General features: G+C 46.5%; 30 protein-coding genes, 3 tRNA genes and 1 pseudogene. 19 read left to right on the forward strand and 15 right to left on the reverse strand.

Annotated elements, in window-relative coordinates:
• Nucleotides 1-24: 24 nt before the first annotated feature.
• Nucleotides 25-100: transfer RNA gene (locus CWI76_RS03795), tRNA-Val, on the forward strand.
• Nucleotides 101-242: 142 nt separating this feature from the next.
• Here CWI76_RS03795 and CWI76_RS03800 read toward each other — a convergent pair.
• The 4 genes from CWI76_RS03800 to CWI76_RS03815 all read right to left on the reverse strand — a co-directional run bounded on the left by CWI76_RS03800 (nucleotide 243) and on the right by CWI76_RS03815 (nucleotide 4,568).
• A complete protein-coding gene (locus CWI76_RS03800) occupies nucleotides 243-713 on the reverse strand; it encodes a DUF2919 family protein (RefSeq protein WP_126759021.1) in 471 nt (156 codons plus the stop codon).
• Nucleotides 714-744: 31 nt separating this feature from the next.
• On the reverse strand, nucleotides 745-954 hold the full coding sequence (locus tag CWI76_RS03805) for a DUF2061 domain-containing protein (RefSeq protein WP_126759022.1): 210 nt from the start codon (nucleotides 952-954) through the stop codon (nucleotides 745-747).
• Nucleotides 955-1,137: 183 nt separating this feature from the next.
• Nucleotides 1,138-3,153: an excinuclease ABC subunit UvrB gene (uvrB, locus tag CWI76_RS03810; RefSeq protein WP_126759023.1), complete on the reverse strand. Its 2,016-nt coding sequence runs from the start codon at nucleotides 3,151-3,153 to the stop codon at nucleotides 1,138-1,140.
• A complete protein-coding gene (locus tag CWI76_RS03815; protein ID WP_126759024.1) occupies nucleotides 3,150-4,568 on the reverse strand; it encodes an MATE family efflux transporter in 1,419 nt (472 codons plus the stop codon). The genes uvrB and CWI76_RS03815 overlap by 4 nt, the downstream gene beginning before the upstream one ends.
• 154 nt (nucleotides 4,569-4,722) lie before the next feature.
• Between CWI76_RS03815 and CWI76_RS03820 the strand changes: the two genes are divergently transcribed.
• The 3 genes from CWI76_RS03820 (at nucleotide 4,723) to CWI76_RS03830 (ending at nucleotide 6,721) form a co-directional block, all read left to right on the forward strand.
• Entirely contained in the window at nucleotides 4,723-5,910 is a 1,188-nt protein-coding gene (locus tag CWI76_RS03820) for a pyridoxal phosphate-dependent aminotransferase (protein ID WP_126759025.1), read from the forward strand.
• 621 nt (nucleotides 5,911-6,531) lie between these two features.
• Nucleotides 6,532-6,608, forward strand: a tRNA-Asn gene (locus CWI76_RS03825).
• Between the two features lie 36 nt (nucleotides 6,609-6,644).
• A tRNA-Asn gene (locus tag CWI76_RS03830) sits at nucleotides 6,645-6,721 on the forward strand.
• Nucleotide 6,722: 1 nt separating this feature from the next.
• Here the strand turns inward: CWI76_RS03830 and CWI76_RS03835 are convergent.
• Nucleotides 6,723-7,781: a glycosyltransferase family protein gene (locus CWI76_RS03835; RefSeq protein WP_126759026.1), complete on the reverse strand. Its 1,059-nt coding sequence runs from the start codon at nucleotides 7,779-7,781 to the stop codon at nucleotides 6,723-6,725.
• Between the two features lie 27 nt (nucleotides 7,782-7,808).
• The gene (locus CWI76_RS03840) at nucleotides 7,809-8,348 is read right to left on the reverse strand and encodes a phosphatase PAP2 family protein (protein ID WP_198678551.1); all 540 of its coding nucleotides are present in this window, start codon (nucleotides 8,346-8,348) and stop codon (nucleotides 7,809-7,811) included.
• Between the two features lie 186 nt (nucleotides 8,349-8,534).
• Between CWI76_RS03840 and rsxA the strand changes: the two genes are divergently transcribed.
• The 11 genes from rsxA (at nucleotide 8,535) to CWI76_RS03895 (ending at nucleotide 16,795) form a co-directional block, all read left to right on the forward strand.
• Nucleotides 8,535-9,119 carry an electron transport complex subunit RsxA gene (gene rsxA / locus CWI76_RS03845; RefSeq protein WP_126759027.1) on the forward strand — a complete coding sequence of 195 codons (585 nt, stop codon included), beginning with the start codon at nucleotides 8,535-8,537 and terminating at the stop codon, nucleotides 9,117-9,119.
• Complete coding sequence (rsxB, locus tag CWI76_RS03850; protein ID WP_126759028.1) at nucleotides 9,116-9,679, forward strand: electron transport complex subunit RsxB; 564 nt, start codon at nucleotides 9,116-9,118, stop codon at nucleotides 9,677-9,679. The genes rsxA and rsxB overlap by 4 nt, the downstream gene beginning before the upstream one ends.
• Entirely contained in the window at nucleotides 9,679-11,277 is a 1,599-nt protein-coding gene (rsxC, locus tag CWI76_RS03855; protein ID WP_126759029.1) for an electron transport complex subunit RsxC, read from the forward strand. Before rsxB ends, rsxC begins: the two co-directional genes overlap by 1 nt.
• Nucleotides 11,274-12,332 carry an electron transport complex subunit RsxD gene (gene rsxD / locus CWI76_RS03860; RefSeq protein WP_126759030.1) on the forward strand — a complete coding sequence of 353 codons (1,059 nt, stop codon included), beginning with the start codon at nucleotides 11,274-11,276 and terminating at the stop codon, nucleotides 12,330-12,332. Before rsxC ends, rsxD begins: the two co-directional genes overlap by 4 nt.
• Nucleotides 12,329-12,976, forward strand: coding sequence for an electron transport complex subunit RsxG (gene rsxG / locus CWI76_RS03865; RefSeq protein ID WP_126759031.1), 648 nt, complete (start codon nucleotides 12,329-12,331; stop codon nucleotides 12,974-12,976). Before rsxD ends, rsxG begins: the two co-directional genes overlap by 4 nt.
• Nucleotides 12,973-13,674: an electron transport complex subunit E gene (locus CWI76_RS03870; protein ID WP_126759032.1), complete on the forward strand. Its 702-nt coding sequence runs from the start codon at nucleotides 12,973-12,975 to the stop codon at nucleotides 13,672-13,674. Before rsxG ends, CWI76_RS03870 begins: the two co-directional genes overlap by 4 nt.
• Before the next feature lie 5 nt (nucleotides 13,675-13,679).
• Entirely contained in the window at nucleotides 13,680-14,318 is a 639-nt protein-coding gene (gene nth / locus CWI76_RS03875; protein WP_126759033.1) for an endonuclease III, read from the forward strand.
• Nucleotides 14,319-14,327: 9 nt separating this feature from the next.
• Nucleotides 14,328-14,732, forward strand: a complete 405-nt coding sequence (gene gloA, locus CWI76_RS03880; RefSeq protein ID WP_126759034.1) for a lactoylglutathione lyase — start codon at nucleotides 14,328-14,330, stop codon at nucleotides 14,730-14,732.
• On the forward strand, nucleotides 14,729-15,361 hold the full coding sequence (gene rnt, locus CWI76_RS03885; protein ID WP_126759035.1) for a ribonuclease T: 633 nt from the start codon (nucleotides 14,729-14,731) through the stop codon (nucleotides 15,359-15,361). Before gloA ends, rnt begins: the two co-directional genes overlap by 4 nt.
• 108 nt (nucleotides 15,362-15,469) lie before the next feature.
• Nucleotides 15,470-16,165, forward strand: a complete 696-nt coding sequence (locus CWI76_RS03890) for a DUF5020 family protein (protein ID WP_241967941.1) — start codon at nucleotides 15,470-15,472, stop codon at nucleotides 16,163-16,165.
• Nucleotides 16,166-16,198: 33 nt separating this feature from the next.
• Complete coding sequence (locus tag CWI76_RS03895; RefSeq protein WP_126759037.1) at nucleotides 16,199-16,795, forward strand: DUF2238 domain-containing protein; 597 nt, start codon at nucleotides 16,199-16,201, stop codon at nucleotides 16,793-16,795.
• A gap of 10 nt (nucleotides 16,796-16,805) precedes the next feature.
• Here CWI76_RS03895 and CWI76_RS03900 read toward each other — a convergent pair whose 3' ends face one another.
• Nucleotides 16,806-17,243, reverse strand: a complete 438-nt coding sequence (locus CWI76_RS03900) for a nucleoside deaminase (RefSeq protein ID WP_126759038.1) — start codon at nucleotides 17,241-17,243, stop codon at nucleotides 16,806-16,808.
• 267 nt (nucleotides 17,244-17,510) lie between these two features.
• Here CWI76_RS03900 and CWI76_RS03905 point away from each other — a divergent pair, with 267 nt between their 5' ends.
• Together CWI76_RS03905 and CWI76_RS03910 are read left to right on the forward strand one after the other, a co-directional pair.
• Entirely contained in the window at nucleotides 17,511-18,380 is an 870-nt protein-coding gene (locus CWI76_RS03905; RefSeq protein ID WP_126759039.1) for an alpha/beta hydrolase, read from the forward strand.
• The gene (locus tag CWI76_RS03910; protein WP_126759040.1) at nucleotides 18,370-18,738 is read left to right on the forward strand and encodes a VOC family protein; all 369 of its coding nucleotides are present in this window, start codon (nucleotides 18,370-18,372) and stop codon (nucleotides 18,736-18,738) included. The genes CWI76_RS03905 and CWI76_RS03910 overlap by 11 nt, the downstream gene beginning before the upstream one ends.
• Nucleotides 18,739-18,804: 66 nt before the next feature.
• Here the strand turns inward: CWI76_RS03910 and CWI76_RS03915 are convergent.
• Both CWI76_RS03915 and CWI76_RS03920 read right to left on the reverse strand, forming a co-directional pair.
• Nucleotides 18,805-19,164, reverse strand: a pseudogene (locus tag CWI76_RS03915) (DUF6988 family protein); the annotation flags it as partial.
• A 291-nt stretch (nucleotides 19,165-19,455) separates the two neighbouring features.
• Entirely contained in the window at nucleotides 19,456-19,902 is a 447-nt protein-coding gene (locus CWI76_RS03920) for a hypothetical protein (RefSeq protein ID WP_126759041.1), read from the reverse strand.
• Nucleotides 19,903-20,073: 171 nt separating this feature from the next.
• Here CWI76_RS03920 and CWI76_RS03925 point away from each other — a divergent pair, with 171 nt between their 5' ends.
• A complete protein-coding gene (locus CWI76_RS03925; RefSeq protein ID WP_241967942.1) occupies nucleotides 20,074-20,361 on the forward strand; it encodes an alpha/beta hydrolase in 288 nt (95 codons plus the stop codon).
• A 23-nt stretch (nucleotides 20,362-20,384) separates the two neighbouring features.
• Here the strand turns inward: CWI76_RS03925 and CWI76_RS03930 are convergent, their stop codons facing one another.
• The 6 genes from CWI76_RS03930 to CWI76_RS03955 form a co-directional block, all read right to left on the reverse strand.
• Entirely contained in the window at nucleotides 20,385-20,780 is a 396-nt protein-coding gene (locus CWI76_RS03930) for a hypothetical protein (protein ID WP_126759042.1), read from the reverse strand.
• Nucleotides 20,781-20,797: 17 nt separating this feature from the next.
• Complete coding sequence (locus CWI76_RS03935; protein WP_126759043.1) at nucleotides 20,798-22,063, reverse strand: DEAD/DEAH box helicase; 1,266 nt, start codon at nucleotides 22,061-22,063, stop codon at nucleotides 20,798-20,800.
• A 76-nt stretch (nucleotides 22,064-22,139) separates the two neighbouring features.
• Nucleotides 22,140-22,610, reverse strand: a complete 471-nt coding sequence (locus tag CWI76_RS03940) for a GNAT family N-acetyltransferase (RefSeq protein ID WP_126759044.1) — start codon at nucleotides 22,608-22,610, stop codon at nucleotides 22,140-22,142.
• 51 nt (nucleotides 22,611-22,661) lie between these two features.
• The gene (locus CWI76_RS03945; protein WP_126759045.1) at nucleotides 22,662-23,255 is read right to left on the reverse strand and encodes a cold shock and DUF1294 domain-containing protein; all 594 of its coding nucleotides are present in this window, start codon (nucleotides 23,253-23,255) and stop codon (nucleotides 22,662-22,664) included.
• A 116-nt stretch (nucleotides 23,256-23,371) separates the two neighbouring features.
• Nucleotides 23,372-24,169, reverse strand: a complete 798-nt coding sequence (locus CWI76_RS03950; RefSeq protein ID WP_126759046.1) for a DUF429 domain-containing protein — start codon at nucleotides 24,167-24,169, stop codon at nucleotides 23,372-23,374.
• Nucleotides 24,169-24,717, reverse strand: coding sequence for a DUF924 family protein (locus CWI76_RS03955; RefSeq protein ID WP_126759047.1), 549 nt, complete (start codon nucleotides 24,715-24,717; stop codon nucleotides 24,169-24,171). Before CWI76_RS03955 ends, CWI76_RS03950 begins: the two co-directional genes overlap by 1 nt.
• Nucleotides 24,718-24,793: 76 nt before the next feature.
• Here CWI76_RS03955 and CWI76_RS03960 point away from each other — a divergent pair, with 76 nt between their 5' ends.
• Complete coding sequence (locus CWI76_RS03960) at nucleotides 24,794-25,486, forward strand: aspartate/glutamate racemase family protein (RefSeq protein ID WP_126759048.1); 693 nt, start codon at nucleotides 24,794-24,796, stop codon at nucleotides 25,484-25,486.
• Nucleotides 25,487-25,506 lie beyond the last annotated feature (20 nt).

Below are 25,506 nucleotides of genomic sequence, written 5' to 3' on the forward strand. Positions count from 1 at the left end.
CTTCATTTTCTCTGTCTCCCTGATGGATGGTTAGCTCAGCTGGGAGAGCACCGCCCTTACAAGGCGGGGGTCACTGGTTCGAGCCCAGTACCATCCACCACTTCTTAGAAATGCAAAAGCGATATTAGCAATTGGATATTAGATATTAGTTCTAATAGCCCAAGCGTTTCCTAATATCCAATATTCAATATCCAATATCCAATATCCAATATCCAATATCTAATATCGTCGTTGCTCTTCGATTAACGAATAACGATTAACGCTGTGAAGCGCTTCAGGTGACGTGAAAATAGCAACATCCAGCCGGCTGCAAGCCAACCAAATAATAAGAATGCCTTTACCAACGAAAACGTCGGCCAGAGATTACTGATCAAGCTTAGTAACAACACGCCATCAATGAGCCAGCTAGCCCATAATAAAATTGGCACAACGGCAAATGAGCGAGCCACCCACTCCGGAATGTCCGCCTTTAATTGCGTGAGCAGTATAAATACAAAAAGAGCAGGTAAGCCGACGAGCAAGGCTAAACCAAATTGTTCAGTGCTGGTATAGAAGAACTTAAGAAGCCGCGAACGATCTTCCATGAACGTTAACGAAATAATCCACGCAGCATAGCCACGTAGAAAAAATAGCAAGATAAAAAGCAGGCTCAACGGCATTTTTAATTTGCCGTCTGGCGTTACATAGCGTTCATCACCAGGCAGTAATTGCACGTCTCATCTCTAACTCAAACCAAAAGTGTCGCTATGCTACGTGCACCGCATCATTTTGTCGACTCTGCCGACGCATTTGCCGTGCAGCCCAAAATTTTTCATGAAAATAATAGGCCACAGTGTTAACCACTGGCTCGATCAATGCCACGGCGCCACCCAATACAATATCTCCAGTCATCAACCATACTAGGGTGAACGCTACGCTAACGTGCATCACACCAAAAGAAACTGTTTTTGCCATATCGGTATCCCCCATGAATTCGTTCATGGATAGATAATATCAATTACCATATATTTATCTAACCGAAATAACCGATAACCATAACAGCGTTATTCGTACGCTCCGCTGTTCGTAATTCGTACGTTCGCTTCGCTCTCTGTTCGAACAGCGCAGCGCACGACTAACGAATAACGAATAACGCTCTTAAAGCAGTTTAAGTTGTTCGCGGAGTTTCGCTACATCATCTCGCAACGCCGCCGCCTTCTCGAATTCCAGATCTTTGGCCGCCTGATACATCGCCTTTTCAGTTTGCTCAATCTTTTGAACCAACGCTTTTGGATCATACATTGCTGGATCGTAAGCCACGTCGGGCTCAGATACGCGCTGTTTCTCGCGACGCGGTGCCCGAATGCCACCACCGAGGTCCATCACGTCGGTCACACGTTTGTTCAAGCCTTTCGGGGTGATACCGTGCTCTTCGTTATATGCAACTTGCTTGGCGCGGCGGCGATCGGTTTCGTCAATGGCTCGCTGCATCGAGCCCGTGATGCGATCCGCATAAAGTATGGCGCGACCGTTGAGATTACGAGCGGCGCGACCAATGGTTTGGATCAATGAGCGATCCGAGCGAAGGAAGCCCTCTTTGTCGGCATCAAGAATAGCGACGAGAGACACTTCAGGCATATCCAAGCCCTCACGTAGTAAGTTAATGCCGACTAATACATCGAACTCACCCAAACGCAAATCTCGAATAATTTCCATGCGCTCGACCGTATCGATGTCTGAATGCAAATAACGCACACGAATGCCATGTTCGTCCAAGTAATCAGAAAGATCTTCTGCCATTTTTTTGGTTAAAGTCGTGGCAAGAACACGTTCGTTACGTTCGACACGCAAACGCACTTCCGACATTAAGTCATCAACCTGTGTAGCAACCGGACGAATCTCGATTTCGGGGTCAATCAGTCCAGTTGGGCGAACAACTTGTTCCACCACTTCGCCTGCCGATTTTTCAATCTCATACTTGCCTGGTGTCGCTGAAACATAGATGGTTTGCGGTGCAATGGCTTCAAATTCTTCAAACTTTAACGGTCGGTTATCTAAGGCCGACGGTAAACGGAAACCATAATTGACCAAGTTTTCTTTGCGCGAACGGTCGCCTTTGTACATCGCACCAATTTGCGACACGGTCACGTGTGACTCATCTATAATGAGCAACGCGTCGTCTGGCAAGTAATCTAAGAGCGTTGGTGGTGGCTCGCCCGGCGCACGCCCTGATAAATAGCGTGAATAGTTTTCGATGCCCGAGCAATAACCAAGCTCTAGCATCATTTCAATATCATATTGAGTGCGTTGACTTAATCGCTGCTCTTCTACCAATTTATTAGAATCCAGAAGCTGTTGCTTACGCTCTTTCAACTCTTCTTTAATACGCTCAATGGCATTTAAGATGGTTTCGCGCGGCGTAACGTAATGCGTTTTAGGATAAACGGTTGCACGTGCAACATCGGCTTCGGTCACCTGCCCTGTCAACGGTTCAAAAAAGCTAATACGATCAATTTCATCGTCAAACAATTCAACGCGAATGGCTAACTGCTCTGATTCAGCAGGGAATATATCAATCACTTCACCACGCACACGATACGTACCACGCTCAAACGCAGCATCGTTACGCTTATATTGCAATTGTGCCAAGCGTCGAAGAATATCCCGCTGATCAATCAAATCGCCGCGCCGCAAATGCAGCATCATTTTCATGTATGACTCAGGGTCACCTAAGCCATAAATACATGACACCGAAGCCACCAACACAACATCACGACGCTCCATTAATGCTTTCGTCGCCGACAACCGCATTTGCTCAATGTGATCGTTAATTGACGCATCTTTCTCAATAAATGTATCCGTGGTGGGAACGTACGCTTCTGGTTGATAGTAATCGTAATAAGACACGAAATACTCAACCGCATTATTTGGAAAGAATTCTTTCATCTCGCCATATAACTGCGCAGCAAGTGTTTTGTTATGCGCAAGAATGAGCGTTGGTCGTTGGATTCTTTGAATCACATTGGCCATGGTGAAAGTTTTACCAGAGCCAGTAACGCCTAATAAGGTTTGATGGGCTAACCCCGCATCCAAGTTATCAACCAAGCGCTCGATGGCTGCAGGCTGATCGCCGGCTGGCTGATAATCAGACTTGAGTTCAAATGCTCGACTCATTTGGTTGCTCCTTCTGCCGCACCGTCTGCCACGCCTTCTGGCGCATCATGTGCATGTTCTTTCCGTTCATGCATTGTCTCAAGGCGTAAACCACGATGGAACCAGAACCATGCAATAACGCCGGTGATCACGTTAGCGATCACGCCGCCAACGAATAACCCAGGAATGTCATAAATAATGGCACCTAACCAACTCAGCGGCACGAACATCACAAATAAGCGGACAATACTCAATGCCAATGCATTCATCGGACGGTGCAGCGCATTCAAACTCGAATTAGTTAAAATAATCACGCCCTGCACCCCGTAGCCAAGTGGCATGATGTAGATAAACAACCGAATCAGTCGTGCCACTTCTGGATCATCCGTAAACGCAGCCGCAATCCATGGTGCTGTTGCAACCAACACTCCATAAATAAATAGCTGAACAATGAGCACACTGCGCACCGCCACCCGATAAGCAGCACCAACGCGATCAAACGAGTGTGCACCAAAATTTTGACTAATCAACGGTGGTAACGACATAGATAGCGCCAGAATTATCACGCTTGCTAGTGATTCAAGTCGGGTACCGACACCAAATGCAGCAACCGCCGGAGCCCCGTAAGCCGCAATAATTGCAGTAATAACCGCCATAGCCAATGGGGTTAGCATGTTGGCACCAGCCGCTGGTATCCCGATATTCAAAATTTGCCGCGCTGAGCGCAACCAACTAGCATCAGCCGGCGCTTTGAGTGATAACAACTCTTTGTAGCTGAGATACCACAGCACCAATGCCGAACCAATAATCCAGGAAATTAAACTTGCGAGCGCTGCGCCTTGCACGCCCATCGCCGGAATCGGCCCTATACCGAATATCAATATTGGATCAAAAATAGCGTTAAGTAGCCCGCCAGATGCCATGATCAACGACGGTGTTCGGGTATCACCTGCGGCGCGTAATACAGCATTGCCAACCATTGGGGTCACCAACAATACAGCACCTAAAAACCAGATTGTCATGTAGTCATGAATGTACGGTAACAAGCGCTCTTGGGCGCGTAGCGCAGCGAAGATTGGATCCATGGTGAGGTAGCCAATGACCGACAAGATAATGACTAATAGTGCCGACACGGATAACGCCGTTGCGCCATCGAATTTGGCATGTTCCTCTCGGCCGGAGCCCCGCTTGCGCGCAATAACAGCGGACGTACCAATTCCTAAACCAATGGCTAAACTCACAATGGTGAAGGTGACTGGAAAAGTAAAACTAACGGCTGCCAACGGGTCTGTGCCCAACATACCGACGAAAAAAGTATCAACCACGTTAAAGCTAATTAGCGTCAACACACCAATGATCACCGGCCAAGTCATCCGCCAGAGAGTGGGCTGAATAGGATCGTGCAGTAATGATTTTGCCGCTACAGCTTGGCTCATGTGTATCTAATACCGGTATTGAAAAAAGAAGCCGTAGTGTAACGAATTTTGCGCTTTTTCGCTATGTTATAAGCAGCGCCTCAATAGACAAAATTCCGTGAAAACGATATAGTAGCCGCAACATTTTCACCCCATCTATGTTTAGGATCGCACTGTGAAATACCAACTATCTGACCGTGTTAACGCTATTCAACCATCGCCAACGCTTGCTGTCTCGCAAAAAGCTGCCGAACTCAAAGCTGCTGGCCATGATGTGATTGGTTTGGGTGTGGGTGAACCTGATTTCGATACCCCCGAATTTGTCAAAACAGCAGCAAAAGCTGCGATTGATGCTGGTCATACGAAATACACTGCTGTTGACGGTATACCGCAACTCAAGCAAGCCGTGGTCGATAAATTTAAGCGCGATAACGGCTTAACCTATGAAACCAGCGAAATTCTCATTTCCGCTGGCGGTAAGCACAGTATTTTTAATTTATTGAGCGCTTGGCTTAATCCTGGTGACGAAGTACTCATTCCAGCGCCGTATTGGGTTTCGTACCCGGATATGTCCATCTTAGTGGGCGCCGTGCCGAAATTCATTGAGGCAGGTATTGAGCAACGCTATAAAATTACTGCCGAGCAATTAGCTGCAGCAATTACCCCGAAAACACGTTTAATGTTTTTGAATAGCCCATCAAACCCGACTGGAACAGCTTATACCAAAGCTGAATTAGAAAGCCTTGCCGAAGTATTGCGTCAACATCCGCAAATTCTGATCGCCACCGACGATATGTACGAGCACATTTTATGGAGTGACGAGAGCTTCCATAACATTGCGATGGTTGCGCCAGATTTGAAAGACCGCATTGTGATTTTGTCAGGCGTATCGAAAGCGTACGCCATGACCGGTTGGCGAATTGGTTATGCGGCTGGTCCAAAACCACTGATTGCCGCGATGAAGAAGATTCAATCGCAAAGCACCTCAAACCCAGCCAGCATCAGCCAATGGGCTGCGCTTGCTGCACTGGAAGGTGACCAGAGCTGTATCACCGATATGGTTAAAGCGTTTAAACAGCGCCACGATTATCTCGTAGAAGCCCTTAATGAAGTTCCTGGCATGAAATGCATTGCTGGTGACGGCACCTTCTATACATTTGCTAATATTGATGAGCTAATCAGCCAAAAAGGCGCCAGTTCAGACGTTGAATTGTGCGAGATGATTTTGAATGAAGCCAAAGTGGCATTAGTACCAGGTACCGCCTTTGGTGCGCCAGGCCACTGCCGCTTCTCATTCGCCTGTAGTCTCGACACGTTAAAAGAGGCAGTAAAACGTATTAAAGCGTTTGCCGAAAACGCTTAGAGTCAGTATCAAATCATACCAACGAAAGCCGCATCTCAAAAATGCGGCTTTTTTCATGAAATATTCATGTGACATGACGATGACAGCGTTGCGAAAACACCTGTTTAAAATATATTCGTCACAAAAAATTAATCTTCGCAAAAACACTGGTTTATAAGCGCCCTATTAGCGTCGCTTTTGTGTACAAATCAGGTAAGAAATACACAATCGTTGCGTCAAAATGCGACGGACGACATGTCGCCTTAAAAAACTTTAAAGGCTCTGTAAAGGTCGCATATAAATATTTGTTATATATACACTTTTAATTTCATAGTCAATTTTTAAGCAATCGCTAAATCAGCCCGAAAAGCCCACCGTTAAAAGCAACTCACACAGTTTCCCACAAGGTTATCCACAGATTTAGTGGATAAGATTGTCTAGCCTTTGAAACACGTGCGATCGGCTTCCATGTGGATAACCAAGGACAACTCAAACATATATCATTTGGTATATAGACAAGGATTGTGACTACTTGACTTTAATTTTTTCATAGGGTTTGCGCACAAAACAAGCAAACAGCATTTTTTAGTATTGACAGAGGCCGCAACCGCCTTTAACATTCGCACCCGTTGTCAGATGTGTTCCCCAGTAGCTCAGTTGGTTAGAGCGGTGGACTGTTAATCCATGTGTCGTTGGTTCGAATCCAACCTGGGGAGCCAAGACATCTACAACACCCCCGAATACCCCTTAAGTATTCCCCAGTAGCTCAGTTGGTTAGAGCGGTGGACTGTTAATCCATGTGTCGTTGGTTCGAATCCAACCTGGGGAGCCACTTAATAACTCTTCAAACATTCCAAGTAGTCTTCAAATTCTGTACGTTGCCAAAGTCGTGCACTTAATTGGTGAACTGGCTCTTCAGCGCCATCGCTTAACCACTCCGCAACAGCTTGAGCCACATTCGGCCAGCGACAATAATTGCCTTTTTGCAACTGTAAGAACTGTGATACCGCATCAGTATCTAATGACCACATTACCTGCGCTAAACGCGAACGTTCCAAGCATTCAGCATTAGCTACCTGCTCAAATTGGCCTGCTAACGGTTTAACCAATAGCTTTTTGCCAGTCGCCAGCGCTTCGCTAGACGTTTCAAAGCCGGCATTGCTGATAATTCCCTCTGCGCGTGCTACAACCTCTGCAAAACCAATGCGCGATGGCGCAAAATACCGAATATGCCCGACTTCTCGTTGCTCAGCTTGCGGATGAAATACATCAAATGTCGCATTCTCAAAAGGTTGTAATAACTTATGTACAGCTGCCAGTGGTTCAAACGGCAAGTACACAACATAATGCCGCGGTCGAACAACGGCATCGCGACCCCGATGATGAATAATTGGCGGAAGTACGTGTGACGCATCATCAAACCAATGCATTCCTACGGCAATATCTGCCGGCGCAAACCAGCGCAACATTTGTCGATGTGCCGCTGCAATAGGTAAACTTGGTGTTGGTTTGTAGAAGGCATACTGACGCCCTAAACCAATCACTTTTTTGCGTTGTAAGCGTCCAGCCCATGCCGTTATCGGTTCATAATCACTGACGACCAAATCATAATCACTTAAATCCAGCTCACGTGCGTCTTTCCAGAACTGTTGCCATTGATTGCGCCGCACAGTTTCAAACAAATTTACTTTGCCGTGCTCAACTACAAACGAAAGGCCCTGCCGCCATTGCCAATCCCCAAAAGCGTCCATATCAAATAATTGACTTTTTTCACGACCTGAAATTAAAAACTGCACTTGAATATCAGGATAGTTACTAAGCGCCTCAGCCAATGCAGAGCATCGACTTAAATGGCCGTTCCCGGTTCCTTGAACACCAATTAAAATTCGCATACTACCTCCATGAATTTTATGACGACGTTAAACTGCCAGACTAATTGCGTAACCACTAATGACATAACCAAGCACGGCACCAGCTAGAATATCCCCCGGATAGTGCACTCCAAGTAGTACGCGTGAAGCACCTATGGCGCTTGCCCAGATATAAAGAAGCCACGACCATGTTGGAAAGAATGAGCTCATGATACCCGCAAACAAAAATGCAGCGGTTGTATGCCCTGACGGGAAACTGAACTGATCATGCGCTAATATAACTGAGGAAAACTGCGGGTTCTTTTGGTATGGGCGCTGACGCTTTAATATACGTTTAATCAATGAAAATAACGGCACTTCAATCGCAAAACCGATTATCAAAGCCGTGATCGGAATCACACTGTCGGCCTCAAGATAAATAGCCATAATCAAGGCAATCAGTGCGTACACATAACCATCACCTGAGCGAGAAATCCAACGTACGAGTTGATGGCGACACCATCGTTCTAGTCGAAGGTTTAACCAACGAAAACTGCGTTGATCAAACTGACTAAACTTATCAATCCATCGAGCCATTAATGTGGTCATATTCAAGGCCTCAAGTGGCTTGCCGTTACTGGCTTGGTTGAAATTTAGACAGTTGTCGTAACAGCACCATGACAGTTTTATGAATATTCAATGACAAACTTGAATAACACTACAGTTCATCGGTTGTTTCAGAGCGCTAAAAATTCGATAATAGGCACTATTCAAAGTAATGGGACGGATTTTCGCATGGGTGACTACTTGCTGCTGTTGGTAGCAACGGTACTAGTCAACAATTTCGTATTGGTTAAATTCCTCGGCTTATGCCCGTTTATGGGAGTTTCCAATAAGCTCGAAACCGCTATCGGTATGTCCGCTGCAACCACGTTTGTACTGACATTAGCATCGGTCTCGAGCTATTTGGTGAATCAATATATTTTGGCGCCACTCGATTTGATGGCGTTGCAAACGTTGAGTTTTATTTTAGTGATTGCAGTTGTTGTGCAATTCACCGAAATGGTCGTGCACAAAACCAGCCCGACGTTATATCGCCTGCTAGGTATATTTTTACCACTTATCACCACGAACTGTGCGGTACTTGGCGTGGCCTTATTAAACATTAATGAACAGCATAATTTTATCGAATCAATCGTTTATGGCTTTGGTGCCGCTCTTGGCTTCTCCCTTGTTCTTATTTTATTCTCAGCGTTACGTGAGCGCTTAGCTGCGGCTGATGTTCCCATTCCTTTTAAAGGCGCGGCTGTGGCAATGATAACCGCAGGCTTAATGTCGCTCGCATTTATGGGCTTTAGCGGCTTGGTGACCACCTCATGACCGTTGTAACCGCTCTCATTGTATTTGGCGTTCTTGCGCTTATTTTTGGTCTTATTCTCGGCTTCGCCGCGGTACGATTCCGTGTGGAAAGCGATCCAATTGTTGACCAAATTGACGCTATTTTGCCGCAAACACAGTGCGGTCAATGTGGTTATCCGGGCTGTCGCCCGTATGCTGAAGCCATTGCCAATGGCGATGAAATAAATAAGTGCCCACCCGGTGGTCAATCGACCATCAATGCACTCGCCGACTTGATGGGTGTCGAAGCGAAACCGCTGGATTCTGCCCACGGCGAAGAAGATGTGAAGAAAGTCGCTGTCATTCGCGAAGACGAATGTATCGGTTGTACGAAATGTATTCAGGCCTGCCCAGTTGATGCCATCCTCGGTGCAGCAAAACAAATGCATACCGTGATTGCGCACGAATGCACGGGCTGCGACCTTTGTGTTGAGCCATGCCCAGTTGATTGTATTGACATGGTTCCGGTGCCAGTGCGACCGGATAATTGGCAGTGGGATCTTCAACAGATCCCTGTTCGAGTTGTGGAGTCGTCAAACTAATGTCAGTAGCAACCAAAGCTATCGAAGCCGGCCATATTTGGACGTTTCCTGGCGGTATTCATCCGCCGGAGCGAAAAGAGATTTCTAATCAAACCCCAATAGCGCCCCTAGCCCTAGCACAAGAATATTATTTGCCGGTGAAGCAACACTCAGGTGCACCCGGAGAATTATTGGTGCAGGTGGGTGATTACGTCAAAGCTGGCCAGGTATTGACTCAAGTTGGAGCGAATAACGGCTTGCCAGTGCATGCCCCGACTTCCGGGACCATTGCGGCTATTGGCCCAGGCATCATCGCACACCCATCTGGTTTAGCTGATACGGTGATTACCATTCGTGCCGATGGCAACGATGAGCACGTTGCTCTCGAACCATTAACTGATTACACGCAACTCAGTCGCGCTGAATTACTTGATCGAATTAAAAATGCAGGCATTGCCGGTTTAGGCGGCGCTGGCTTTCCAACCGCGCAAAAATTGGCGTTACAACGTCCTTTAGATTACCTGATTATAAACGGTGTGGAGTGCGAGCCTTATATAAGTGCCGATGACCGTCTCATGCGTGAGCATGCGCAAACAATCATCGATGGGACTGAAATTCTGCTGCACATTGCCGGCTGTGAAAAAGCCTTAATCGCCATTGAAGCCAACAAACCTGAAGCAATCGCGGCATTCGAAGCTTTGTTAGATAAACACCCACAACTCGCACTGCGCGTTGTGCCTGTGAAATACCCATCAGGCGGCGAAAAGCAACTGATTCAACTGCTAACCGGTCGTCAGGTACCAAGCCGCGGCTTGCCAATTGATATTGGCTTAGTCATGCAAAACGTCGGTACGGCGTTTGCCGTTGCGCAAGCAGTACTGCAAGGCAAACCGTTGATAGAACGAGTGGTTACCGTCACCGGCGAAAATGTTGAAAAGCCAGGAAACTACTGGGTTCGTTTAGGTACGCCAGTTGCATACTTATTGGCACAATGTGGTTTTAAACCTGAACCAGAGCAACGAGTGATTATGGGCGGCCCGATGATGGGCTTTACCCTCGCTGATTTGTCTGTGCCGGTAGTCAAAATTACTAACTGTATTTTAGTGCCAAGCAGTCAAGAACTTGCACCCGCACAAGATGAAATGGCTTGTATTCGTTGTGGTGCCTGCGCGGACGTGTGCCCTGCTCAGCTACTTCCGCAACAATTGCAATGGTTAGCAAAAGCGAAAGACTATGACGGTTTAGAGCAGCAAAACCTATTCGACTGTATTGAATGCGGTGCCTGTGCTTATGTGTGTCCAAGCGAAATTCCGCTGGTCCATTACTACCGTAAAGCGAAAGCGGAAATTCGCAATATCGCTCGTGAAAAGGCCAAAGCAGAAGTTGCACGCGAACGTTTTGAAGCGCGTCAAGAACGCCTTGAGCGCGAAAAGCAAGAGCGTCTCGAGCGTCATCGTAAAGCCGCCGAAGCGCGTAAGAAAGCCCAAGCTGAAGCTGTGGCGCAAGGCGGCGATAACCCGCAAGATGCGGTACAAGCAGCTATTGCCCGAGCTAAAGCACGAAAAGCGGCACAAGCTGCGGCGGCTCAACAAAAGAATAAAGAAGGTGACGACGCATGACCTTTAAAATAGCGGCCTCACCCCATGCACATCAACGCAGAACCACGCAACAAGTGATGCGTTGGGTCTACTTGGCGTTAATTCCTGGGGTTCTGGTACAAACCTATTTCTTCGGTTTTGGGGTTTATGTGCAACTGGCGTTGGCATTGTTAACCGCTTGGGTTGCTGAAGGGCTTGCCATGCGCATGCGAGGTCGCCCGGTTGCCCATGCATGGCAAGATCATACGGCCATTGTCACCGCCGTACTGCTTGCCATTAGCATTCCTGCCCTTGCCCCGTGGTGGATTATTGTGATGGGTACCGCCTTTGCCGTCATCGTGGTGAAGCACGTATACGGTGGCGTGGGACAAAACCTGTTTAATCCGGCAATGGCTGGCTACGTGTTGCTGCTTATTTCATTCCCCGTTCAAATGACCAGTTGGCCAATACCGAATGAACTTGCCCAACTGCAAGTCTCGTTGAACGACACTGTGAGTCTAATTTTCAGCGGTTATACGCAAGCTGGTTACAATCTTGAACAGCTGCGTATGGGTGCAGACGGCATCACTATGGCAACGCCATTAGATAGCCTGCGCAACGATTTGAACCATCAGTTGACGCTAAGCGAAGCATTAACTAAACCAATATTTGATGACCTTGCGGGCATAGGTTGGGCATGGATCAACATCGCCTTTTTACTCGGTGGCCTTGTACTCATCAAACAAAAGATCATTAGTTGGCATATTCCTGGTGGTATGCTCGTTGGCCTGTTGGTACCGGCCGCTATTTACTGGCTATTTAACCCAGACCAAGCGATAACACCCATGTTACACGCTTTAAGTGGCGCCACCATGCTCGGCGCGTTTTTTATTGCGACGGATCCAGTCACTGCGGCCACCTCGAACAAAGGGCGCTGGGTATTTGGGTTATTGGTTGGCTTCTTGGTATTCGTTATTCGCACCTGGGGAGGCTACCCCGATGCTGTTGCCTTTGCCGTGTTATTGGCGAATATGACGGTGCCAGTCATTGATAAATACACCCAGCCGATTGCCTATGGTCACGGAGGTCGCTCATGATTTTCAAAAGTATGGGACGCAACGGACTGATTTTGGCCGGCTTTGCCATTGTCGCGACGTTTTTAGTGATCATGACCTCGCTCGTGACCAAAGAGCCGATTTCACGTCAACAAGAACAAGAGTTACTACGGGTATTGAATCAAATCATTCCACCTAATCTGCATGACAACGACTTGTATCAAAGTTGTACCGTTATTCGTCATCCTGATCTTGGCTCAGCACCGCGTCGTGTTTATCGCGCTTATGTGAATAATGAGCCCACAGCAGTTGCTGTAGAAGTAACAGCGCCTAACGGTTATAGCGGGGCTATTCATTTGTTAGTGGCACTGAACGCTGATGCATCAATTGCTGGCGTACGCACTCTGCAGCACCAAGAAACTCCGGGACTCGGCGACAAAATCGAAATTCGAAAAAGTGATTGGATCACCAGCTTTAATGGTCAGCGCGTGAATGGTGAAGACGACCCGCGCTGGGCTGTCAAACGTGATGGCGGCATGTTCGACCAATTTACCGGCGCAACCATTACTCCCCGCGCAGTGGTTCAAGCGGTGAAACGTACAGCCCTGATATTTGAAAAAAACCAGCAGCAATGGTTCGCTGCACCAGCAAACTGTTATGCCGATAGCTCAGGAGCATCATCATGAGCAACGAAGTAAACACATACAAAGAACTCACATGGCAAGGTTTGTGGAACAATAACCCAGCGCTAGTGCAATTATTAGGGCTATGTCCGCTGTTGGCAGTCACCGCAACGGTGACCAACGCACTTGGCCTTGGTTTAGCCACGTTATTAGTGCTGGTTGGTTCTAACATTACCGTAAGCTTGGTACGTGAATTTGTACCGAAAGAAATCCGTATTCCTGTGTTTGTTATGGTTATCGCAACCTTTGTAACGGTCATTCAGTTGCTCATGAACGCATACGTGTACGGTTTATACCAAGCACTTGGCATTTTCATTCCACTGATTGTTACCAACTGTGCCATTATTGGGCGTGCCGAAGCCTACGCTTCGAAAAATCCATGGCATCACGCGGCATTTGATGGTTTGATGATGGGGCTTGGATTTACCTCGATATTGGTATTGTTAGGCGGTATTCGCGAGGTACTCGGTAACGGTACGCTATTTGATGGTGCGAACTTATTACTCGGCGAATGGGCAGCCAACCTACGGGTTGAGTTGTTTAGCGTCGACTACCCGCTACTGCTTGCCATATTGCCACCAGGGGCCTTCATTGTGATGGGCTTCATTATAGCCGGCAAGAACTGGATTGATAATTATCGTGCTGCCCATGCGGAGAAACCGGAGAAACAGGTGACTCGTGCTCGAGTGACGTCACAATAAGAGCTATGAACAAACAAAAACGCGTTGAAATATTAGAGCGCTTACGCGCAAATAATCCTAATCCAACAACAGAGTTGGAATACAACTCAACCTTTGAGTTGCTGATTGCTGTACTGCTTTCAGCACAAGCAACCGATGTGGGCGTGAATAAAGCGACACGTAAATTATTCCCCGCTGCTCCAACGCCACAGGCAATGTTGGATTTAGGCGTGGATGGCGTCAAAGATCACATCAAAACCATCGGCCTATTTAACGCCAAGGCTGAGAATGTCATCAAAACCTGCGAAATTCTGGTGAATCACTACAATGGTGAAGTGCCTGAAGATCGCGCAGCCCTTGAAGCGCTGCCGGGTGTCGGTCGTAAAACTGCCAACGTGGTGTTAAATACTGCTTTCGGTTGGCCAACCATTGCGGTCGACACCCATATTTTCCGCGTCTCAAACCGCACCAAGTTTGCCCCTGGCAAAACAGTACGCGCCGTCGAAGATCGTTTAGAGAAAGTTATTCCTACAGAATTTAAAGTGGATGCACACCACTGGTTCATCTTGCACGGTCGTTACACGTGCATTGCACGCAAACCACGTTGCGGCAGCTGCATTATTGAAGATTTATGCGAATTTAAAGACAAAACCTCGGACGAATAGGAGCATCACATGCGTTTATTACATACCATGTTACGCGTTGGCGATATGCAGCGCTCAATTGATTTTTACACCAAAGCCTTAGGCATGAAATTGCTCCGCACTGCCGACAACGAAGAATACAAGTATTCCTTGGCTTTTGTGGGTTATGGCGATGAAGCTGATCATACCGTGTTAGAGCTCACCTACAACTGGGGTGTCAGCGACTATGAGCATGGCGGCGCATTTGGTCACATCGCGATTGGTGTTGAAGATATTTATGCTACCTGTGACAAATTGAAAGAAGCTGGTGCCGATGTTTACCGCGAGCCAGGCCCGGTTAAAGGCGGTAAAACCATTATTGCATTCGTTCGCGATCCGGACGGCTATGCCATTGAATTAATTGAGCGCAGTGCCAAGAATCCTGGGGATTTATGAGTAACGACAACGCCAATGCGTTAATGCAACAGCGCTTTCGCGGCTACATGCCGGTAGTTATTGACGTTGAAACCGCCGGTTTCAACGCCAAAACCGATGCACTTTTGGAAATTGCCGCCGTCACCTTGAAATTCAATGATGACGGCTTGTTGGTACCTGACCAGACCTTGCATTACCACATTGAGCCGTTTGAAGGCGCGAACATTGAGCAAGCCGCCATAGACTTCAACGGTATTGATCCGCACTCGCCCTTACGCGGAGCGGTGGAAGAAGGCAGCGCCCTCAAAGAAATGTTCAAACCGATTCGTAAAGCGCAAAAAGACGCCGGTTGCCAACGTTCCATCTTAGTTGGCCACAACGCCACCTTTGATCATGGCTTCGTTATGGCTGCCGCTGAGCGCGCGAATCTAAAACGCAACCCGTTTCATCCGTTTGTTACCTTCGACACCGCAGCCCTCGCCGCCGTGTTCTTAGGCCAAACTGTGTTGATTAAAGCCTGCCAAGCGGCGGGCATTGAGTTTGACAATAAGCAAGCGCACTCAGCGGTATACGACACGGAGCGTACGGCTGAGCTGTTTTGTTTTATGGTCAATCGCTACCAAGCCCTCGGCGGCTGGCCACTTAAATAACAAGAACGATATTAGCTATTGGATATTAGATATTAGCGCTGATGTTTCAGGTTTTTCTAATATCTAATATCCAATAGCTAGTATCCAATTTTTAAAAACGAGATGACAATGAACAAGACCTTACTTAATGCCGCCATTGCTGGCAGCCTCCTATTTTCCGCAACCGCGAACGCTGAAATCTTCTGGCAAGACATTAGCGCAACCTACTTGAATGGTTCCAACTACGAAGTTGGTGACACCGACCGTCAAGTATTTACCTTTGAACATGCCGGCGGTTATAGCTGGGGCGACTCGTTCTTATTCGTTGACCGCTTGAAATCAGACGATGGTTTTACTGAAACCTACGCTGAAATTTCACCGCGTTTTAAAGTGTACGATTTTGCGGAAGGAAGCTTGGTTAAAGCGGCATACATTGCAACCACATGGGAAGTCGGGCAAGGATTCGATAACTACTTAGTGGGCGTGGGGACTGACCTGAATGTAACCGGTTTTGATTACTTACAACTCAACGCCTATCGCCGTAGCAACGAATTTTATGAGAGCAACTACCAGCTAACTGCAGTTTGGGGCATTCCGTTTGCGGAAAACTTCTATTACGACGGATTCTTAGACTGGTCATCAGCCAGCGAAGGCCATGCCGCTGAAATGAACTTCACCTCACAGCTGAAATATGACATTGGTCCAATGGTTGGCTACGACAGCCGTTTGTATGTTGGTGTTGAGTACGCGCACTGGAATAATAAATTTGGCATTGACGGTGTTGATGAACGTAACCTAAATTTATTGGTGAAAATTCACTTATAACGCTCAACGAAAATAATTAAAAAGGACGCGCTCATGGCTTGGCAACAAAGAATTCCTCATATGCTTGCGGTAGTGATTGTTGCCACCATGGTGTGGTCGTTTATTAATCCGTACGATATGCGCGTATGGTGGGCTGAAATGACGCCGATTTTAGCCATATTTATCGGCCTTGTTGCCACCTATCGTCAATTCCAGTTCAGTAACACCAGCTATGTTTTGATGAGTGTTTTACTCATCTTGCACACCATTGGCGCACACTACACGTTTGCGCGTGTACCGTTTGAGTGGGTCACTGAGTTCTTTGATTTCGAACGTAATCATTACGACCGAATTGCACATTTTACTGTCGGTTTCTATGCCTATGCAGCCGCAGAATTACTCGTACGAAAAAATTGGGCCCGCCCTATCACTGCCATGCTGTTTGGACTGTTTTTTATTATGGCCGTCGCCGCTGGATACGAGATTATCGAGTGGCAATTTGCAGTCATTGAAGGTGGCGACGCCGGCATTGAATTTCTCGGCTCACAAGGTGATGAATGGGACGCCCAACAAGATATGCTCGCTGATACGCTAGGTGCATTGGCGGCATTGGTGCTATTCTGGTTCTCCAAATACCGCCAACGAACCTAACTTTTCGTGGTTATTCGCCGATATCTTCGTTCCAGAGTTCTGGGTTGTTAGCTATGAACGTATTCATCAACTCGATACACGTAGCATCTTGCAGTACGTCAACCTTCACACCGGCTTGACGCAAGCGTTCTTCGGCACCCATAAAGGTTTGATTTTCGCCGACCACCACATGCGGAATACCGTACAGTTCGATAGCGCCCGAACACATGCAGCATGGTGATAGCGTGGTATAAATGGTGCACTCACGGTAAACCTTAGCAGGCTGACGCCCAGCATTTTCAAACGCATCCATTTCCCCGTGTAAAATCGGGCTGCCGCTTTGCACACGGCGGTTATGCCCTCGACCGATGATTTTACCGTTGTGCACAATGACCGAACCAATCGGCACACCGCCCTCTTCCATCCCTTTCTTGGCTTCCTCTATGGCGGCCTGCATAAATTTATCCATTTTTTTATTCCTTGTTGCTCCTAATTATTCAGAAATATCGCACGCGAAACAGCCAGTTACAAATGCTATTTGCGAAGCAAACTCGTCGTCAGTTGTTATTTTAATCGCTCTGGATTAGACATCCACATACTTGGCGTTTACTCCGATTCTGATATAGTCCTTTTACATAGAGTTCAAACCGAAACCGAGTACGAGTTCGATCAGCAAGATCTCTACAAAATAATCGGACAAGTATTCGGCGCACTGGAAGAGTCAACGAGATAGTCTATGAACTTTCGATTCTCACTTATTTTTATTGGAGCAATGACTTGCCTTCTAGCGGCCTGCTCTTCCACGCCACCTAAAAATTCAGCAATTATTCAGGATTCTGAACAAGTACATAAAATATCACCCATTGAATACCTTCCTGCACTCGCCGGAGATTATTTCAAACTACAGTCAACTGCCGTTGGACGCCCTTATCATATCTTTGTTCGCTTACCTGAAGGGTACGATGCCAACACAAAACAATATCCGGTGGTTTACCTACTGGACGGTGATAGCCTTTTTCCATTACTTGCACCTACCCACCTATTTTTGACCTATGATGAAAATTTGCCTGAAGCGATCATAGTCGGGATTGCATACGGCGGCTTTGGCGACATCAACAAACGTGATATTGATTTTACTGCGCCAGCCGCAGACGGAAAACTAGGAATAGACGGTGCACCGCAGTTTTTAAAATTCTTGAAAACCGAACTTATACCGCGAATTGAACACAGCTATCGAGCCGATTCCGATACAAGAATTTTATTTGGACAATCGCGTGGCGGATATTTCACACTGTGGTCAGCTCTAGCCGACCCTGATTTGTTCTACGCGCGCATTGCGAGCAACCCAACAGTTACACCGGGGCAAACGCGCTTTTTTGAGGCACCTAGTTTAGCGCCAAACTCCCAAGGTTTAGTCGCTGTCGCTACAGGCACACGTGACCGCGAAACTCGAATGGTATTTGCAAATCGTTGGACCAGTTATTGGAATGAGCAGCCTAATTCGCCATGGCAATCCAAACACTTTATTATCGAAAATGGTACACATGCTGCTACTGTGGGCGAAACGTACCGCCAAACGATGATCTGGATATTTAATGAACAATAAAAACTTCAATAACGAGAAGATTAATTACATTGAATTGCCAGCTCGCGACATTGAAGGCACAAAAGACTTCTTCGCGAAGGCTTTCGGTTGGGGTTTTGTCGACTATGGCCCTGATTACGCGGCCATACAAAATGCAGGGCTTGATGGTGGGTTTTATAGCTCAGACTTAGTGGCATCGACTAGCACTGGTAGCGCGCTAGTCGTGCTGTACAGTAAAGAGCTTGAAGCTAGTCAAACACGCGTTGAACAGGCTGGCGGCACAATTATAAAGCCAATTTTTGAGTTCCCTGGCGGGCGCCGCTTCCATTTCACCTGCCCTAGCGGCAATGAATATGCTGTTTGGTCTGATGTAGTTTAATGGCTGGTTTGTGCCAAATACGGACGTATTGCAAATGGAATTTTTATCAAGATATGTCGACAAAAATTATTTTTTATCAAGCAGTTGCGACTTAATTTCAGGTAAGCAATCGGCAAATTCTCTTTGAATCGAGGGCATTTCCCCAAGCTGGTCACCTCCACCACGCAGTACAACCAATAGCATGGCTACCATTATAGACACAGCATTTGATATTCGGACCATATGATCAAGTAAAGTAAGTGGATAACCTTTACTGTGACGATTAATTGCGTAAATACCACCGTGGATAAACGAGCTGAGGGGCTTCCAAGAGTACTCTTTGAATTCCATTAGCATATTCAACGGTTCTTGGGGAGCTTTACCTTGTAGGTTCTCAAGCATTTCGCTGAGCATGGGAAGTCTATTAGCTTTTTCAGCTGTCTCTTGTGTTAATTCGCAAGACGGTAGGTGCGGTTATCCTATAACGAGCGCACGGTATCAAAGCTTAGTTTTACTTTATATGACAGACATTAAACGACACGAAGAAATAACACAATAATCCCCTTTTAAGTGGATTAATCGTCAACCAAACCCTGAACTAGACATCCGATGCAAAGGATTCTCTACCATCGCTTCGGATATATACCCTTAAATACGATAATCCTGAACACAGACGTTAATCCACTCATGTTTAGCATAATCTCTTGATCGTAAGGCTCGATTCAATTGATATATCATTCACGTATATTTGTCTAAAATCCCGAATAATAATTCTGAATTTTCTATATGAACCGGAATAAAAATTTCCCCTTTTTTACCAGCATCGACTACCACAACGGGCATGCCATTGCTCGAAAAAGGGTAGGCTTTCACTATGTCGTTTAGGGGAAACTGTCTTTTCAGGAGCCAGTAATTTCGCCCACTGATCTCGTCCCCAACAATTTCAACATATGCGCATTTGAGTAGATAACTCAAAGAAATACCAAAAAAAGCACTAAAAAGGAAAATAACAAAGTACACAAGCGGAATTTGATTAATAGCAATATGTTCAAAGGTCTGAACAACATCAAAAGACAAAGAAAACCAGCGAATAATCATCAGAAGCGTAAAACTAATCGACAGCACTACAAACAAATGTTTCGTCATATGTTTGGCAAGTTGCTGCCATTTAACTTGAAAAATCATTAACGCTTCCTCGGTGATAAAAATTCATTATTCACTTTCAGCGAACATAAGCAAAAGATTATTGATTTATATAAAAAAGTTCGCACTAAAACTTATTGAATGCAAAAATGAAAACTGATTAAGTACGTTAACCATTCTGAGCGCCTTGCTTAAGCTGATAGGAATTCTGCAATGAAGTTAGTATGGATGCTCATCCTATTCATGTTCTGCCCATTAAGTTTAGCCACCGGCGCTGTAGAAATTCCAAGAAGCAGGACAGTGGAGTTAACCGACCCCAAGAGTAAACTCGTTTATCCAGTTTTTATTACGACACCGCGCTCGTATCGTTCTAATACCGATAAGATTTATCCGGTTATCTACCTGACTGATGGCCTATATAGTTTTCAATTAACCTCTGGTGCCACGGCATTTCCAACGACCCTAACGCAAGGTTTAGACTGGATTTATGGGAATCCATAAGGTTGGGTAGCAATAAGCTGACATCATCCAGACGAACACTCGTTCACAACCGCCAACCCCATATCGATATGCGCCACAATATAGCCATATTCTTTCTTTGAAAGGTTGCCACTGTCGAACTCACCTTCAGCAAGTTCATGATCCCAAGCCTTGCCGCAAGGCGCTGGAGGAATTGACGTATCCAGTTCTAACAAATACTTTTGTTCTTGCTCGAGACGATGACCTGCCTCGACGGCACGTTTGGCGCAATGGCTTAAGGCATATTCAACGGCAAATTTATCGACGCTGGGCATGCCTACGAACTCGACCTCGCAGCCTAGAGTGCGATTGCCTGCCCTATCGATATAAAACAGCTTGCCGGTGGTGCAAGCTGAAAGAATAAAAACTGCAGCGATAACAACAAAGTATCTGTTATTCATAATAGTTACCGGCTTGGTTAAGTTCGACGCTTGCGGTCACGCGATGGCTTTTTACCGCCACCAGAATTTTTATCACTATTACCCTGTGGCTTTCCAGCGCGACGCGGCGGGCGTGGCGCTTTCTTTGGTACCGGTGTTTTGCCATTTAATTCAACATCAGCAAAGCCTTCGAGCTTGTGACGCTCAATTGGCTGGCCAATCAGTTTCTCGATGGCTTTGAGTGTTTTAAACTCTTCGTCCATGACCAGCGAAATGGCGTGTCCAACCTGCCCTGCGCGGCCAGTACGACCAATACGGTGCACGTAATCTTCTGCCACTTGCGGCAAATCGAAGTTGATTACATACGGCAATTTTTCAATATCCAAGCCACGGGCGGCAATGTCCGTCGCAACCAACACTTGTACCTTGCCGGCCTTAAAGTCAGCTAAAGCTTTAGTACGTGCGCCTTGGCTTTTATTGCCATGAATTGCAGCAGCTAAAAATCCGTCGCCATCCAACTGTTTTACTAAGCGATTAGCGCCATGTTTGGTGCGCGAAAACACAATCACTTGCGGCAAATTGAGGTTGCGCAGAATTTGCATTAGCATGCGCGGCTTCTGACTCTTTTGTGCGGCATACATGATCTGATCAATACGCTCAGCAGTCGCATTTGGCGGCGCAACACTAATTTCAACTGGGTTATTCACTAGGCTTTTTGCAAGCGTACGAATCTCATCTGAGAACGTTGCTGAAAACATCAACGTTTGGCGCTTGGCTGGCAGTAACTTGATGATTTTTTTAATGTCATGAATGAAGCCCATATCGAGCATACGGTCTGCTTCATCAAGAACCAGCATTTCAAGTTTTGGAAAGCGAATGGCGTTTTGCTGGTAGAGGTCGAGCAATCGCCCCGGCGTTGCCACCAGAATATCGACGCCCTTGCGCAGTTTCATCATCTGCGGATTAATTTTCACGCCACCGAATACCACAGCATAATTGAGCGGCAAGCCTGCGCCGTAGTTCATCACGCTTTCACCAACTTGCGCAGCTAATTCACGGGTCGGCGTCAAAATGAGTACACGTGCAGTATTTGCTTTCGCACGCTCATTATCTTTTAACATTTCAAGAATCGGTAAGGTAAAGCCAGCGGTTTTACCGGTGCCGGTTTGTGCTGCAGCCATCACGTCTTTACCAGCTAACACGGCTGGTATTGCTTGAGCTTGAATAGGGGTTGGTTCAGTATAACCTTGGCGTGTCAGGGCAGATAAAATTTCAGGGCAAAGACCGAGTTCAGAAAAAGTCATGTATAAATGTGCAACTCAATTGTGATAAGAAGTTGCATTCTAACCGATTAAAGCTCACACCGCAGTTAATTTCACTTTAAGTTAGTTCTATTAGGTAACGGCTAACCAAACTTCCGTTATCATTAATCTCGGAATGGAAAACTCCACCACACGTTTCAATCATTGCGCGCGAAGCGACATTTTGTGTATGACAGTGGATATGGGCAGTTTGAATGCCTAGTTTGCGACCTTGCTCAAGGCTTAATTGGAGTAATTTAATTCCCAAACCTTGCCGGCGAAAGGATGGGCGAATACTTAAACCGATATGCCCGCCACAGTGCTCAATTTGAGCATTTAACCGATGCCGAATATTTGTGCAGCCGATGATTACATCACCCGCAACCATCCAAAATGTCGAGCTTTGCACAAATCCATCAGGCACCTTGGTTCCGTCGCGAATACCTTCGATGCGAGCCAACATAGCTTCAAAATCACGGTGATCAAAATCCAGCGGAAACGGATACCGCTCCTCGCTACCAAGCTCAGCTATATAAGATATAAGCGTCATAGCTCGCTTTCAAATTAGCCGTCGGCAATATAAGTTGATACACAAGATCCCTCACGACACCCATCCAAGAAGTCCCAGTTCGTCACCGTAAAAAACGAGATAATAAACGGCAGCAATATTCAGAATAACCGTCATGTAAAACACCGCACGAAACGAAGTTTTGCGTGTTTTATGGCGAAATTGTTGTTGTGCAATTAAGGCACCAGGCCAGCCTCCAAGAAATGAAAGCCAATGCAGAACATTCTCTGGCGTGCGTTGATAGCCGTTTTGAGCGGCTCGTTTATCGATAGCATAAAAGAAATAGGTAACGGCACTTAACAAAGCAAAAATCCAAGAGACTTCAACCGGAAAATCCGTTAGTAAACTTGCGTAGCCGGTCGCGCCAATATACCCCATCGCGATAAGTAATGTGGGTAACATCAGCCAATCTGTTCTCTCACGAACATAGGTAACCTCAACCGCTCGAAGCTTACCGTCGGGTTGTTGCTGTAATTTAAAGGTAACTTCGTCACCTACTTTTGGCTTGCGGCGTCGATTTTCAAATTCCTTTATATGCGCAAACGTTTGCTGCTGCGAGCTCGCCATTTGCACAAACCCAAAGCCTTTATCCTCATTCCATTTCACCAAAACGCCATTGTGTCGCATGCTTTTATGTCCTTATAACGAAACACTCTGCGGATAACTCTTTCGCAATATTACGAATTCGTCTCACAGAAAGCGACGACGAAATTCAGCTTTACGTTGTTCTTGCGTTCCGTCTGCTAATCCTTCGCGGCTAAGAACTTCTTTGCCGGTATCCATATTGCATCGGCTTTTTCTAAATCACCGAAAATATCAATGTCATCATCGTCTAAGCTAGCAACCCAGGCTGCGCTGTACGCATCCACCTGATCATGGGTGCCGCCAGCGCTAATTTGCTTTAACTGAGCCCAATCTTCAGGCGAAGCTGGCCAACCGGTATGGCGGGCGATTGCTTCTAGTTGCAACTGTGGCACACCTTTACCACTTTTATGCGGCGCGTTCGGCAATAAACGGCGGATATTCGCCTGCGGGAATACCTCGCGAACCGGCGCTATGGTTGCCAATTCTCGAGAAATTTCAAAGCCCGCAAGCATCCAAAGTTGCATGGCATGAGGAACGCGAGAAATTGCGCCACCAGAAGCCAAGTGAAGGCGTACTTTGTGAATAATCTCATCAAATTCGGGCTTTGACGGCGTTTTATAACACCGAATACCGGCTTGGTTGAGTTCGCGCTCCGCAATGCGGTAATCCAACGCGCTTGAGCGTGGACGCAACGGTGAATCAATACCGATTCGCTCGGGCGTTGCTCCATAAAAATGACAAACATCGATAATATATTCACGAATCTGCCGCGCATAATTCAAATTATATTCGTGCTCTACAACGAGTTTGTTGCCATGCCCATATGGCGCTGCGAAGGGAAGTTCTTTCAGCGGCAACGGAATTAATCGCCCTTCCCGTTTTTCAACAAATACAATCGGAATGCGCTTTTTCACCGCGCACGAAACATCAACCCCAATAAACACCGAACGAGACATTAGAACGACGAACCCGGTTGCTGTAAAAACGTCAATTCTTCATTTGTAGATTCGCGCCCGAGTATTGCGTTACGGTGCGGATAGCGGCCGTACTTATCAATAATTTCTTTGTGTTTTAATTCGAAGTCGTAATTGGTTTCTAAACCGGGTTGATTAAATAATTGAACGGCTTGCTGATGAATCAATGCCGATTCACTATGCATATAAGGCATATATAAGAAGGCCTTTTCGGCAGCATTAAAATCGGCATCTACCTTTAATGCTACAGCTTCTTGCGCCAGTACTAATGCCATTGCGTCTTGCGCGAACGAAGCTGGCGTATCTCGGTAAACATTTCGCGAAAATTGGTCCAACACGATAATTTCAGCGAGACGCCCCTTAACCGACTCTCGCCACTGCCAGAGTTCACCCTGAGAGGCCGCTTCAAGCGTTGTACCAAATCGCCGCTTTATCGTTTCGTCTAAGACGTCACTTTTAGCAAACCACTGTTGAGGCGTCAGTTCGTGAAACCAAAAATTTAAAACATCAGCAAAGTCATATAATTTCATGCTATAAATTCCTTAGTGCTTGATTGAATGTAACGCTTCATCAATAAGCGCACAAGTTTAAGGGGGGTAAGGACGCATGAAAACAATCGGAATCATCGGCGGTATGAGTTGGGAATCGACTCAAACGTACTATCGGTTGATTAACCAGAAGGTGCGCGAACAGCTTGGCGGTTTACATTCAGCCAAAGTCATTCTTTATAGTGTCGATTTCGCCGAAATAGAACCCTTACAACACGCCGGAGATTGGGCAGGTACGGCCGATATATTGGCTGAAGCTGCACAAGCTCTCGAAACGGCCGGCGCCGACTTTCTTTTACTTGCGACCAATACGATGCATAAAGTATCACCCGAAATTGAGCTTGCTGTGAACATCCCCCTACTCCACATTGCTGATGCAACAGCGGCTGCACTGCAAGCGGATAATATTACCACCGTAGGACTCCTCGGCACCAAATTCACCATGGAACAAGATTTCTACCGTGACCGCCTCGAGTCGCACGGTATTTGCGTTGTTGTTCCAGAAATAAGAGAACGAAACCGTATTCACGAAGTGATTTTCAAAGAGCTTTGTCTGGGCAAAATTGAACCGCAATCAAAAGCAGATTACTTAAATATTATCAACAAGCTTGGTGAATATGGCGCCGATGCCATCATTTTAGGCTGCACCGAAATCGGGTTACTCATCGATCAGGCGGATACATCAATAAAACTGTACGACACAACCGAAATTCACGCCGACCAAGCCGTCAAATTCGCCCTCGGAAAATAAAAAAGGCCGCCCGAAGGCGA

The sequence above is a fragment of the Pseudidiomarina marina genome (assembly GCF_003987045.1).
Classification (GTDB): Bacteria; Pseudomonadota; Gammaproteobacteria; order Enterobacterales; family Alteromonadaceae; genus Pseudidiomarina; species Pseudidiomarina marina.